This is a genomic window from Hydrotalea lipotrueae (genome assembly GCF_019249625.1).
In the GTDB taxonomy this organism is placed as follows: Bacteria; Bacteroidota; Bacteroidia; order Chitinophagales; family Chitinophagaceae; genus Hydrotalea; species Hydrotalea flava.
Genome location: NZ_JAESDL010000001.1, coordinates 370734 through 383646, shown reverse-complemented (window position 1 = coordinate 383646; position 12913 = coordinate 370734). Strand labels below are relative to the sequence as shown.

10 protein-coding genes are annotated in these 12913 nt (G+C 36.3%); 8 read left to right on the top strand and 2 right to left on the bottom strand.

Annotation, left to right across the window (positions count from 1 at the left end; translation table 11 throughout):
* Positions 1-81 precede the first annotated feature (81 nt).
* From JK139_RS01740 to JK139_RS01710, 7 genes are all read left to right on the top strand, one after another.
* Entirely contained in the window at positions 82-927 is an 846-nt protein-coding gene (locus tag JK139_RS01740) for a DUF3822 family protein (RefSeq protein WP_074419167.1), read from the top strand.
* A complete protein-coding gene (locus tag JK139_RS01735; RefSeq protein WP_074419166.1) occupies positions 924-1478 on the top strand; it encodes an RsmD family RNA methyltransferase in 555 nt (184 codons plus the stop codon). The genes JK139_RS01740 and JK139_RS01735 overlap by 4 nt, the downstream gene beginning before the upstream one ends.
* Before the next feature lie 75 nt (positions 1479-1553).
* Positions 1554-2192 (top strand): dethiobiotin synthase, encoded by a 639-nt coding sequence (gene bioD / locus JK139_RS01730; protein ID WP_074419165.1) that lies wholly within the window; start codon positions 1554-1556, stop codon positions 2190-2192.
* Positions 2189-2758, top strand: a complete 570-nt coding sequence (locus tag JK139_RS01725; protein ID WP_074419164.1) for a 5-formyltetrahydrofolate cyclo-ligase — start codon at positions 2189-2191, stop codon at positions 2756-2758. Before bioD ends, JK139_RS01725 begins: the two co-directional genes overlap by 4 nt.
* Positions 2748-3833 carry a tetraacyldisaccharide 4'-kinase gene (lpxK, locus tag JK139_RS01720; protein ID WP_074419163.1) on the top strand — a complete coding sequence of 362 codons (1086 nt, stop codon included), beginning with the start codon at positions 2748-2750 and terminating at the stop codon, positions 3831-3833. Before JK139_RS01725 ends, lpxK begins: the two co-directional genes overlap by 11 nt.
* Complete coding sequence (gene rnr, locus JK139_RS01715) at positions 3826-5847, top strand: ribonuclease R (protein WP_074419162.1); 2022 nt, start codon at positions 3826-3828, stop codon at positions 5845-5847. Before lpxK ends, rnr begins: the two co-directional genes overlap by 8 nt.
* Positions 5848-5880: 33 nt before the next feature.
* A complete protein-coding gene (locus JK139_RS01710; protein WP_074418457.1) occupies positions 5881-6654 on the top strand; it encodes a 3-keto-disaccharide hydrolase in 774 nt (257 codons plus the stop codon).
* Between the two features lie 23 nt (positions 6655-6677).
* On the opposite strand, the gene JK139_RS01705 is transcribed toward JK139_RS01710, so the two are convergent.
* Positions 6678-8468 (bottom strand): MutS-related protein, encoded by a 1791-nt coding sequence (locus JK139_RS01705; RefSeq protein ID WP_218330431.1) that lies wholly within the window; start codon positions 8466-8468, stop codon positions 6678-6680.
* A 5-nt stretch (positions 8469-8473) separates the two neighbouring features.
* Positions 8474-9790, bottom strand: coding sequence for a saccharopine dehydrogenase C-terminal domain-containing protein (locus JK139_RS01700; RefSeq protein ID WP_074419159.1), 1317 nt, complete (start codon positions 9788-9790; stop codon positions 8474-8476).
* 385 nt (positions 9791-10175) lie between these two features.
* On the opposite strand from JK139_RS01700, the gene gyrA reads away from it, so the two are divergent.
* Complete coding sequence (gene gyrA / locus JK139_RS01695) at positions 10176-12881, top strand: DNA gyrase subunit A (protein WP_218330430.1); 2706 nt, start codon at positions 10176-10178, stop codon at positions 12879-12881.
* Positions 12882-12913 lie beyond the last annotated feature (32 nt).

The following is a 12913-nucleotide window of genomic DNA, read 5'->3' as shown; positions in this document are numbered from 1 at the left end:
TGCAAATCTACAGTTTTGTTGATATTCGATTTAGACATTCTGAATGTATTCTTTTTTAAACAGTAATTGTATATTTGAACAATGGTTGAAAAAGAAATCAGTCAATACAGCCTTAACAGAGGGGAGCAGCCGGCTATAGAAAAGCAGCTCACTATTGAAGTAGGTTTGCATTATATCGCTTTAACTGAAACATCAATTGAATCTGCCTCTATTAGTGCGTTGGAATTATTTACTTTTCAAAAAATAGAAAGCGACTGGTATTTTATTTTTCAGGAAGTTCGCTTACAATCCATTTTATTTGATTTGCCCTACCACACCAAACAAATATTTTTAAATGGATTTGAGCAAACCATTATTCCTGAAAATTTGTATTCTGAATCTGCTGCTCAATCTTCATTAGAGTTGTTGTTTGGATGGAGTAATATGGAGATGAATACCGATGCCATAACATTACCTGAAACCAACTTGTATATTGCCTGTCAAATTCCGCAAAGTCTGCAACAAATGCTGGCAGGTACCTTTTCAGATACACCTGTTTACAATAGTTTGGGTAAACAAATTCAGCTTGCATTTCAAAGGGCAACCAGCTTTTCAAATTATTGGCTCATTTATTTTTATCCGGGTAGTTTTTCGATTGTAAGTATACAACAGCAACAATTGCAAACGGCAGCGCATTTCAGTTATACCTGTGCTGATGATGTGGTTTATCAAATTGTTGCTTTAGTGAATACCTATTCCAAACCCGAATTTGAACTGAAAGTAGAAATAAGTGGCATTATTAATGAAACAGATGAGGTTTATACTTCGTTACAAAAAATAATTCCTGACATGCAATGGCAGTGTGGTTTACCTGAACAGAAAATTTTAATTGAAAAAAACTATTATCCGTTACATTATTTACTACCTTTTTTTAATATTATTTTATGAGGATCATTTCAGGCCAATGGGGAGGAAGAAAAATTAAACCGCCTGCAAAAATGCCTTTTACCCGACCCACTACCGATATTGCCAAAGAAGGGCTTTTCAATATTTTACAAAACCGCATTAGTTTTGAGGGCATTCATACCTTAGATTTGTTTGGCGGTACCGGAGCCATTAGTTACGAACTGGCCAGCAGAGGTGCTGCATTGCTAACCATTATTGAAAAAGATCCTACAATGGCTGCTTTTATTGAAACAAACATGCAACAATTGGGAGCCCTACCCAATCAGTTTCAAATATTTAAACAAGATGTTTTTAGTTTTTTAAGTACCTGCACCGAACAATATCATTTTATTTTTGCAGGGCCGCCTTATGCTTTAGGCAATATCGATGATTTGCCGGCCATTATTGTAGCAAAAAAAATGATTCTGCCGGAAGGATATTTTGTGTTAGAACATACACCGCGTAATAACTATCAACATTTTAAAGGATACAGGTTTGAACGCAATTACGGCACCACCATTTTTTCTTTTTTTTCAATGGATGATGCAGATTGAGTAGTTGCTGTAAAAGAATTATTGATTCCGCAACATCTTCAAATACATTTTTTGAGTATAGTGTAGTTTTCATTTATGCAAACAAAATCAATTTTTATAACCGGTATTGGTACCGGGGTTGGTAAATCGGTAGTAAGTGCTATTGTAACAGAAGCATTACAGGCAGATTATTGGAAACCCATACAGGCAGGCCTTGACGATGGTACCGATGCAGCTACCATTCAACAATTAATTTCAAATACAGCTACTCAAATTCATAAAGAGGCCTATGTATTAAAAATGCCGGCTTCACCTCATATTGCTGCAGCTGCCGAAAATAAAATTCTGGAAATAAATAACATCCAAAATGCCATGCCCAAAACCAATAATCCATACCTGATTATTGAAGGAGCCGGCGGATTAATGGTTCCCATTAATCACCATCAATTTATGGCAGATGTTATAAAAGCACTTAAGGAACCGGTAATTTTAGTAAGTAGAAATTATTTAGGCAGTATTAATCACTCCTTATTAACGGCACTGGTGTGTAAACAATATAACCTGCCTGTTGTAGGCTGGGTTTTTAACGATCATTATTTGCAATATGAACAGGAAATTGTAAACTGGTCAGGTTTTCCTTATATTGGCAGTATCCCATTTACAGAAAAACCCAACCGGCAGTTTGTATTGGAGCAGGCAACAAAAATTAAAGAGCGATTGATTGAATTATTATGACCAAGTTAGAACTAAGAAATTTGTATTTACAAAAACGAAAATCAATTCCTGAAAAAGAGAAATTGATTGGAGAAGATTTAATGTTGCTGCAATTACAACAACTAAATTTTAACCACATACATTATGTATTGAGTTATTGGCCATTAGCAACCACCAATGAGCCCAATACACATTTATTTACGGGATATCTGAAACATTTTTATCCCAATATACGCATTGCCTATCCGGTTACCAATACAACCAACCACACCATGCAGGCAATATTAACAAATGAACATACCCAATTTGCCACAAACAAGTGGGGTATTTATGAACCAACGGAAGGGGATTTGTTAGTACCGGAAAGGATTGATTTAGTTTTTGTTCCACTAATTATCTGCGATAGGGCGGGTTACAGAGTAGGTTACGGCAAAGGATTTTACGACAGATTTTTAACAGATTGCCGCAAAAATGTTGTTACAATTGGCTTTTCTTATTTTGATCCCATAACTAAAATAAGCGATACCCAATCTTTTGATGTACCTTTAAATTATTGTATTACTCCCCAGAACAGATATGAATTTTAATGCTTTCTTTCTAAAATCATTCAGGGTATTGCTTTTACCCTTTGCTATTGTGTATGGTGCAGTTGTTTTTATCAGAAACAGAATGTATGATAAAGGAATTTTTCAGGAAACAACATTTAATTTTCCGATCATTTGTATTGGCAATATTGCAGTAGGTGGTACCGGTAAATCGCCAATGGTTGAATATTTGCTTACATTTTTGCAACCCCGCTTTAAAATAGCTACGCTAAGTCGCGGCTACAAACGTAAAACCAAGGGTTATGCTTTAGCCAATGAAAACACAACTGCATTAGAAATTGGAGATGAGCCGATGCAGTTTCATTTAAAATTTCCAAACGTGCCTGTAGCAGTAGGCGAGGAGCGTTTGATAGCTATTCCACAATTACTGCATGATGTACCCGATTTGCAAGCCATCATTCTGGATGATGCTTTTCAACACAGAGCTGTGAAAGCAGGTATAAACATTGTATTAACTGAATATAATAATCTGTACATATACGACTTTTTTTTACCTACCGGCGATTTGCGAGATGAATGGGGTTCGGTTAAACGTGCGGATATTATTATTGTAACAAAATGTCCTTCTGATTTGTCGGTTGAAAAAAAACAAAAATTATTACGTAACCTGCATCCATTACCCAAACAACAGGTATACTTTACTGCTATTGAATATGGAATTCCTTATCATATTTCACAGCACACAAAAAGGTCTATAACAGATAAAGATGAAATATTGTTGGTTTGTGGAATTGCCAATCCAAAACCGTTAAAAGACTATTTGGTGCAACGAGCCGCCACCTATTATCAAAAAAACTATACCGATCATCATATTTTTACCATCGATGATCTAAGGGAAATTATCGAAAAATTCAAATCAATTGATGTTCCTCAAAAAATGATTCTAACAACAGAGAAAGATGCAGTACGCCTCACTAAATTCAAACAAGAATTAGTAGATTTACCATTATATGTACTTCCCATCCGTCATCAATTTTTGTTTCATGAAGCCGCATTATTCGAATCTGCCATTGTGAATTACATTATAAATTTTAGCAACAACAAAAAAAATGAGTAAACAAAAAAATAAGAAACATAGTACCACAAAACATACCCATAAAGCATTATTAGAAACAGGCGTTTTAGAAATAACCAGAAGCGGTATTGGTTATGTGGTAATTGCAAACGGAACCGGTGATATATTAGTACGGCAAGGAAATTTTAACACAGCGCTTCATGGAGATACTGTAACAGTAAAAGTGATTAAAGAAAGTAGTACTACGAAAAAAAAAGAAGGAAGAATTGTGGATGTTTTAGAAAGGAGGCAAACAGAATTTGTAGGTCACCTGCAATTATCAACTAATTTTGCTTTTTTTATCCCGGATACAGAAAGGCCAATGCCCGATATTTTTATACCATTAGATAAGCTAAACGGAGCAAAACATAAAGAAAAAGTAATTGCCCGATTAGTAAAATGGGATAAAGACGATAGAAAGCCGGTTGGTGAAATTGTCAGTATTCTATCATCGGAAGATGAAAACGATGCTGCCATGAAAGATATTCTGGCACAGTCGGGCTTCCCTCTTTCATTTGATAAAACTGTATTGCAAGAAGCAGCCAGTCTTCCGGTAGTATTAGATAAAAAAGAAATTGAAAGTAGACGAGATTGTAGAGATATTTTAACCTTCACCATCGATCCCGTTGATGCAAAAGATTTTGATGATGCCATATCTATCAAAAAAATAAAAAATAATCTTTATGAAATTGGTATACACATTGCCGATGTAAGTTATTATGTAGTGCCTGAAAGTATTTTAGATGAAGAGGCTTATAAAAGAGCTACCTCCGTTTATCTGCCCGATAGAGTAAACCCAATGTTACCCGAAAAAATTTCGAATGAATTGTGTTCACTCCGTCCGCATGAAGATAAATTTACTTTTTCTGCAATTTTTGAAATTACTGCTGCAGGTGAAGTAAAAAACCATTGGATTGGCAGAACAGTTATCCATTCTAACCATCGCTTTACTTATGAAGATGTTCAAAGTATTATTGAAAATGAAGAGGGATTGTATGCAGAACAAATTTTATTACTAAATACCATAGCTCAAAAATGGCGAAAACAAAGGTTTCAAAAAGGCGCCATTAATTTTTCATCACAAGAAGTGCGTTTTATTTTAGACGAAAAAGGGAAACCCATCGGTATTACAGTTAAAGAAAGTAAAGAAGCCCATCAGTTGGTAGAAGAATGTATGTTATTGGCGAATAAAACAGTAGCTGAATTTGTTGCCCACACAAAAGTAAAAGATGATAAAGAAATTCCGTTTCCTTATCGCGTACACGACAAACCTAATGAAGATAAATTAACACCTTTTATCGCCTTTGCAAGAAAATATGGTCACCAATTCAATACTTCAACTCCCGAAAAAATAGCACAGAGTTTTAACGATATGCTAAAGGCAGTGCAAGGCTTACCTGAACAACATGTATTAGAGCAACTGGGTATTAGAACGATGTCGAAAGCTATTTACACCGAAAACAATATTGGCCATTACGGATTAGGCTTTACGTATTATTGCCATTTCACTTCTCCCATACGCCGTTATCCCGATGTGTTGGTACATAGAGTAGTAGCATCCATACTAAGAAAAAAACCATTACTGGATAAAAAAATGGAAGAAAAATGCAAACATTGCAGTGAAAGAGAACGAGCTGCAATGGATTGCGAAAGAGCCGGCAATAAATACAAACAGGTTGAATTTATGAAAGAACGATTGGGTGAAACTTTTGAGGGGATAGTGAGTGGTGTAGCCGGTTTTGGTTTCTGGGTAGAAACAGTTGAACACAAATGCGAAGGTTTGGTAACCATAGTAAGTTTGAATGATTATGATGAATTTAGACTGGTTGAAGCAGATTATGCTTTAGTGGGTAGAAGAAGTGGCCGGCAATTTAGAATGGGGGATAAAGTAACAATTAAAGTAGTAGCTGCTAATTTAGAAAAAAGACAATTAGATTATGAGTGGGTACCAGGTAGTGAGGTAAAAGCAGGCAAGGGTTTGGGAAGAAAAGTAGTAAAAGCCAAAAAAAGGAAATAGAAATATATTGTATCATCCTCAAAAACAACCAACATGCTTAACAAAAAAACAATACTGTCGGCGCTGGCTTTGTGTACCGCCTTCAGTTTATTTGCCCAAACCGATCCCAAAGAAACCGAACAATGGTCGCCTGTGCCGCCCATTGTTACGCCAGGTATGTCTGCATTTACCAACCCACCTTCAGATGCCATTATTTTATTTGATGGCAAAAATTTAAATGCATGGGAAAATGCCAATAACCCATCACAACCGGCTGATTGGATGGTATCGAAAGGCATACTTACTGTAAACAAAAAAGCAGGCAATATTCAAACCAAAGAAACTTTTACTGATTATCAGTTGCATATTGAATGGCGAATACCTGCCGATATTGAGGGGGAAGGACAGGCCAGAGGAAATAGCGGTTTATTTCTGGCTTCAACCGGACCGGGTGATGCAGGTTATGAATTACAAATTTTAGATAACTATAAAAATACTACTTATGTAAACGGACAAGCAGGTAGTATTTATAAACAATTTCCTCCGTTGGTAAATGCTTGTCGCAAACCTGGAGAATGGCAGTCGTATGATGTAGTTTGGACCGCACCACGTTTTAATGAAGATGGTTCGCTTGCATCTCCTGCACGGGTAACGGTTTTTCAAAACGGAGTGTTAATACAAAACAATACTGTTTTAAAAGGTCAAACTTTATACATTGGTAAACCTTTTTATAAAGCACATGGACCTGCCCCCATTAAATTGCAGGCACATGGTGATAAAAGTAAACCCATTAGTTTTAAAAATATATGGATTCGTAAGCTGAATTAGCTAATTTTAATTTGAAAAAATAGTTAAATAATGCCCATTTTTTTCATTAAAAATGTGGCATTTTTGTTTTGTGCAATGCCCTTACGCAATACATAATCAAAACTTAAATGGTTGTTTTCTATGGTGCTTTCAAAACAATAATTGGTAATGTTGTTTGGATACATTTCCTCCAATGAACTCAATTTTAAATCGTGTGTAGCAAATAAAACAATACAAGGTTGCTGTATTAACTGCAAAATAAATTGTGCTGAACCTTCATATTTATCACATGAGTTGGTGCCTCTTAATATTTCATCAATTAAAATTAATGCAGAATGACGGGTTGATAATTGTGTTTTAATATCAGCCAATTTTTGAAGCTCAGCCATAAAATAGGAAGTATTTTCCTGCAATGAGTCTGAAATTCTGATACAGGTAAACAAATACATGGGCGTAAATGAAAATTGCGTAGCACAAATCGGCGCGCCTATTTCGGCCAACAAGATATTAATACCTACAGTTTTTAAAAAAGTACTTTTACCACTCATGTTAGAGCCGGTTATTAATAACACACCCGATTGTTGCAATTGAAATGAGTTTTTAACCAATTGCTTCCCGGATATCATGGGATGGCCTAAATTAGCTGCTTTAATGATAAATCCTTCTGTTTCAATTTCAGGATACACAAATGCGGGATGGTTATAAGCAAACAATGCCATACTATTCAGGTATTCAATCTCGCCTATGGCTTCCAACCATGCGTTGATTTTGTTTTTATTATTGTGGTGCCAGTTATCTAATAAAACAGTACAATGTACATCATACATCAATAAGCTATTTAAAAGGGTAGTGGCCAATAAATTGAATCGTTGATGAATCAGATTGGCAATGAATGAAAGTCTGACTATACTTTTACAGCCTTCATTTGCTTTTTCTTTTAGTTGTTGTAAAACAACTGCATCATTTACAGATACATTTTTAAATACATCTAAAAGCTTACTATAAGTATTCAGCACTTCCTGTTGCTTACCTAAAGTAGCAAATGCTTTACCGTTGTATTTTCCAGCAATTCCTACATGTAACCAATTCAATACAATACAAATGGAAAGCCATGCATAATTGCCGGTATCTAAAGTATAGATGAATGCCACAATAGAAAGGGCAGGAAGTATATACCTGATGCTATTCCAATAGGTACGGCCGGTTAATGAAGTAAAATTAGTTATCCATTGCTGAATGCCGTTGGTATGAACTGTTTCATCATTTTTGTACAGCATGGCTGTAGCAATCCAAGTTTCTATAATGCTGTATTGAGTGCTGTAAGTTTTTATGGCAGATTGATACAATAATATTTTTTCTTTTTGCAGCATTGGATTGCTCAATTGATGAAATAATACCTGTTTACCCAAGTAAGTAGTGGTTCTGTTCAACAAATGAAACAATGATTTTTTTCCGAAAATATCCAGATCGGCATAATAAGCTGTATTCATAAAAAATTCGTTCCCATCATCAAATGCATTGTCTTTTTCGTCCAATACATTCCATTCATTTTGTGCCAGCCATAATTTATTCTGGCAAATCTGTTTTTTGTTTTTAAAATTAAAATGAATGGAAATCAATGCCAGAAAACCGGCTAAACCAAGAAAAGACAATAATAGAATTACCTGATTGTTATTTGTAAAATATTGGTATAACAAATACAGCCATGCTACAAAAAATATAGCACGGAAAAATGCAACTGCATTTATTTTATTTTTTAACCGATGTACAGCTAAAGTATAATCCTGAATTTTATTTTGATAGAATACCTGTAACTGATGAATTGAATCACTCATAAATTTTAAATAGCATGCGTTGATGTAGTAAAACAAACTCCTTCCTGTTCTAATAAAGGCAAAACCGTGTTGTAAATGGCAGGATGTGTGGGTATATGCAGCCCTCTTACATTGAGCTGATTGTTTAACAGAAGTGTTGCTGCAATACCCAGTGGTAAACCTACTGTTTTAGCCATGGCAGTTTGCATGGCATTTTCACCTGTTATTTTTAATTCAGCAATATGATAAAATTTTTGGTCTTCAATTGTATACTCAATTTCATGAATCATCATCACCAAATCTTTATCGTTGGGTTGCAATGCCCATTTTTTTTCCAGAATAAATTGTAACACATCAGCAGCACTGCAAGTACCTTTGTTAATTTGAGTAGCAACATCATACCAGCCAATTTGTTGCAACTGACTTTGCATCAGTGGTGTTGTTGGGAGTTGATGGTACAGATCTTCCAAACCAATTTTTTCAAAATGCAGCTGATAAAATTCAGCAATACACATACCATCTGTTGCATATTGTAACTTTTCATCTGTTAATTGCCAATCAACCATCCATTGCCAGCCTTTACAAAAATCAGTATATCGAATGGTGGTGCGTTTAAAGGTTGCAGCATGTGATAACGCATATTTATTCATGTAATGCAAAGAATCTCTGTTTGAGTAATATACCAACCCGGGTATGGATGCATTTTTCAGTGGAGTACAATTGGCAAAAATTTGCTGATAAGGTATATGCACAATGGCATTATTTTCTTTAAATACTGCTCCGGCTTTTCCGGCCATCACTACATTTCGAGGGTTCCAACTAATTTTATAATGCCAGGCATTATCATCACTTTCCGGTGCCACCAAACCGCCACAATGCGATTGAAAGGAAGTAATTTTTCCGCCCTTTTTCTGAATGGAGGCGATCATTTGCATGGCACTCATATGATCAATGCCCGGATCTAAACCCATTTCACACAAAAAAAGCAATTGCTTTTCCTGAATGGCTGTAGCCATTTGCTGCAAATTTTCATCAACATAGCTGGCAGTCAGTAAATGCTTGTTGTGTTCTATACAATCTTTTGCCACAATATAATGTAAAGCCGGAGGAAGCATCGAAATTACAACGTTAGCCTGTTGTATCAGTGCAATACGCTGCGCTGCATTTTCAATAGCAACACCCACAGCTTTCACCAATGCATGCTGCCCAGCTTTTTCTGCTGCAATTGCAGCATTTGCATCTGCAACTGTAACCGACCAATTATATTGTGTGGCTGTTTTTTTTAAATATTCAATCAGTACGGTAGCCGATTTACCCGCACCAAGCAATAAAATATTTTTCATATGTATATGATTTGCTCCAATCCAATTTTATAATTTTATATTTACATCCGGGGTTGCAGCTATTCAAAACAAGCAACTGAAAACTTTCCTGTGTTTATAAAAAGTGAGTATTTAAATGGTTCGAAAGCGTTAGTACTTCCGCCATATTTAAATACCAAAACCTGTCTTTTTTTCAAAGATATGGCCATAAAATGGTTATTAAAAAGTGATACCTGAAATTGCCGGATAGAACCAACAATTTAATGTATATATCCTGTGGAAAAATCTATGAAAAAAGGGCTTTTAATGCCTGATTTTAGCAGCAAAAAAGCTATCTTCGCCATCCTGTTAAACTTGCACTTTGGGTTTACAGGGTTATTCATCTCATTAGTACTACAAAAGATACATGGAAGAAAATTTATTGCCCGAGAAAACAAACGATAACGACCGTATTATTCAGGTAAATATCGAGGAACAAATGAAAACCGCCTACATCGACTACTCAATGTCGGTGATTGTAGGCAGAGCCTTGCCGGATGTAAGGGATGGCTTTAAACCTGTACACAGAAGAGTGTTGTTTGCAATGCATGAATTAGGTAACAGCAGTAACAAACCTTATAAAAAATCGGCCCGTATTGTGGGTGAAGTAATGGGTAAATACCATCCACATGGTGATGCCTCCATTTATGATACATTGGTGCGGATGGCACAGGACTGGACGATGCGCAATGTAATGGTGGACAGTCAGGGAAACTTCGGTAATCAGGATGGAGATCCTCCTGCTGCGATGCGTTATACGGAGGTGCGTTTACATCGCTTTGCAGAAGCCATGCTGGAAGATATTGAAAAAGAAACTGTTGATTTCCAACTCAATTTCGATGATTCGCTTCAGGAACCTACTGTTTTACCTACTCGTATACCGCAATTACTTGTAAATGGCAGCAGTGGCATTGCCGTTGGTATGGCTACCAATATGATGCCGCATAACCTGAGTGAAGTAGTGGATGGTTGCGTAGCATACATTCAAAACCGGTACATTACAATTGATGAATTAATGCAATATATTAAAGCACCCGATTTCCCGACAGGTGGTGTTATTTATGGCATGGAAGGCGTAAAGCAGGCATTTTTAACAGGCAGAGGCAGGGTAGTTGTTCGCGGGAAATGCCATATTGATACTAAACCCAGTGGCAGAGAGCAAATTGTGATAACCGAAGCACCTTATCAGGTAGGATTGGATGCGCTTACAGATAAAATTGGTCAATTGGTGAACGATAAAACCATTGACGGAATTGCACACGTCAACAATGAAAGCAACAGCAGGGAAGGAACCAGAATTGTATTGGATTTAAAACGCGATGCAGTTGCCAATGTCATCATCAATCAACTGTATAAATATACCGAACTACAAACCAGTTATGGTATTAATAATGTAGCTATTAGTCATGGTCGGCCTAAAATCATGAATTTAAAAGACCTTATTAGCGAATTTATTCAATTCAGGATGGAGGTGGTAACCCGCAGGGCTAAATTCGATTTAAGGAAAGCAGAAGAAAGAGCACATATTTTAGAAGGGTATCTGAAAGCATTGGATCATTTAGATGAGGTAATAGCACTGATTAGAGCCAGCCAAACCCCTGATGAGGCCAAGGCTGCTTTAATGCAAAAAAGCACCGAAGAAAAATGGTATCTGGCACAAGAATTATTTACAGATGTTTCATTAGAATTATACCAACAGGCAATTGGATTATCAGAATTACAGGCCAAAGCAATTTTAGAATTACGTTTACAACGCCTTACCGGCATGGAACGCAATAAAATTATTGAAGAATTCAATGGCCTGATAAATACTATCCGGCATTTAAAAGAACTGTTGGCCGATGAAGGTCTTCGATATGATTTGATTTCGAAAGAACTGATTGAAATTAAAGAAAAATTTGGTGATAAAAGACGCTCCGAAATTCAGTATTTGGCTGAAGAGATGAACATGCTCGACTTTATTAAGGAAGAAGATGTTGTAATTACCATCTCACATTTAGGCTACATTAAACGTACTACAGCAACAGAGTACCGTCAGCAAAAAAGAGGTGGAAGAGGAGCCATTGGTACTAAAACACGAGAGGAAGATTTTGTAGAACATCTTTTCGTGGCATCTACGCATGATACCATGCTCATATTCACCGAAAAAGGCCGTTGTTTTTGGTTGAAGGTTTACGAAATACCCGAAGGTGAAAAGCAAAGCAAAGGAAGAGCCATTCAAAATTTAATTCAAATTCCGCAGGATGATAAGGTAAAAGCCATTCTGAATGTGAATAATTTGGATGACAAAGCCTCGCTTCAGGATAAATTTATAGTGCTTTGTACCAAAAGAGGCATTATCAAAAAAACACATCTGGAAGATTTTAGTCGCCCCCGTGCTACCGGCGTAAATGCCATTACCATTAATGAGGGGGATGAATTATTAGAAGCCAAGATGACCAATGGCAATCATGAAATCATGTTAGCGGTAAAATCGGGCAGGGCAATACGTTTTCCGGAAATAAAAGTAAGACCTACCGGACGCGGTGCCATTGGTGTACAGGGTATTGAAGTAGATGATGCCACCGATGAAGTGGTTGGCATGGTATGTGTTGATAAAGCCGATAAAAGCAAAACCATTTTGGTAATTAGTGAAAAAGGGTTTGGTAAAAGAACGCCTTTAATTGATGCAGACGGAGAAGATGTTTATCGCATTACAAATAGAGGAGGAAAAGGGGTAAAAACCATTAATGTTACCGAAAAAACCGGTAAATTAGTCGGTATAAGAGCAGTGGAAGATACAGAGGATTTAATTATCACCTGCAAATCGGGTATTACCTTGCGTACGCCAATTGCCAATATTAAAGAAGCTGGCAGAGCAACACAAGGGGTAATTTTAATCAGATTGGATGCCGATGATGCCATTGCAGCCATATCAACTATTGAAGAACAGGATGCAGAACCCGATCCTTCAACTGAAAATACCGTGCTTTCAAGTGAGGTTAATTCGAATGCAAATAAACCCAATGATGATGCCTCAATCAATAACCTGGAACCAGATATTAACCCGAACGAACCTATTTCAGAAAATTAAAAATAAATTTAAAAATATCAGACACATATTCA

Bases quoted from the DNA above. Each gene is read 5' to 3' on its own strand.
- JK139_RS01700 (WP_074419159.1), bottom strand. From the start codon at position 9,790: ATGAAAAATATTTTATTGCTTGGTGCGGGTAAATCGGCTACCGTACTG.
- gyrA (WP_218330430.1), top strand. From the start codon at position 10,176: ATGGAAGAAAATTTATTGCCCGAGAAAACAAACGATAACGACCGTATT.
- JK139_RS01740 (WP_074419167.1), top strand. From the start codon at position 82: ATGGTTGAAAAAGAAATCAGTCAATACAGCCTTAACAGAGGGGAGCAG.
- JK139_RS01710 (WP_074418457.1), top strand. From the start codon at position 5,881: ATGCTTAACAAAAAAACAATACTGTCGGCGCTGGCTTTGTGTACCGCC.
- JK139_RS01735 (WP_074419166.1), top strand. From the start codon at position 924: ATGAGGATCATTTCAGGCCAATGGGGAGGAAGAAAAATTAAACCGCCT.
- JK139_RS01705 (WP_218330431.1), bottom strand. From the start codon at position 8,468: ATGAGTGATTCAATTCATCAGTTACAGGTATTCTATCAAAATAAAATT.
- JK139_RS01725 (WP_074419164.1), top strand. From the start codon at position 2,189: ATGACCAAGTTAGAACTAAGAAATTTGTATTTACAAAAACGAAAATCA.
- lpxK (WP_074419163.1), top strand. From the start codon at position 2,748: ATGAATTTTAATGCTTTCTTTCTAAAATCATTCAGGGTATTGCTTTTA.
- bioD (WP_074419165.1), top strand. From the start codon at position 1,554: ATGCAAACAAAATCAATTTTTATAACCGGTATTGGTACCGGGGTTGGT.
- rnr (WP_074419162.1), top strand. From the start codon at position 3,826: ATGAGTAAACAAAAAAATAAGAAACATAGTACCACAAAACATACCCAT.